Below are 445 nucleotides of genomic sequence, written 5' to 3' on the forward strand. Positions count from 1 at the left end.
GCGGGCGTCTATATCGGCATGGTCTATTCGTATCTGCCCTTCATGGTGATGCCGCTCTACGCGCACCTCGTGAAGATGGACCTCACGCTGCTCGAAGCGGCCTACGACCTGGGCGCGAAGCCCTGGGTCGCGTTCACGAAGATCACGCTGCCGCTCTCGAAGAACGGCATCATCGCGGGCAGCCTGCTGGTGTTCATTCCGGCCGTGGGCGAGTACGTGATTCCCGAACTGCTCGGCGGCGCCGACACGCTCATGATCGGCCGCGTGATGTGGGACGAGTTCTTCAACAACATGGACTGGCCGATGGCCTCCGCCGTGACCGTCGCAATGGTGATGCTGCTGCTCGTGCCGATGGCGGTCTTTCAGTACTACCAGGTCAAGGAACTGGAGGACAGCAAATGATCAAGCCCAATCGCACGCTTTCTGCAGGCGTCCTTTCGCTCGG

Annotated in this window: 1 protein-coding gene; it reads left to right on the forward strand. The window is 61.1% G+C overall.

Annotated features, from left to right (window positions below):
* On the forward strand, nucleotides 1-402 hold a 402-nt coding region (locus tag U5775_RS39065; protein ID WP_322063455.1), incomplete at its 5' end, for an ABC transporter permease subunit.
* Between the last annotated feature and the right edge of the window lie 43 nt (nucleotides 403-445).

The organism is Paraburkholderia sp. J63 (assembly GCF_905220245.1).
In the GTDB taxonomy this organism is placed as follows: domain Bacteria; phylum Pseudomonadota; class Gammaproteobacteria; order Burkholderiales; family Burkholderiaceae; genus Paraburkholderia.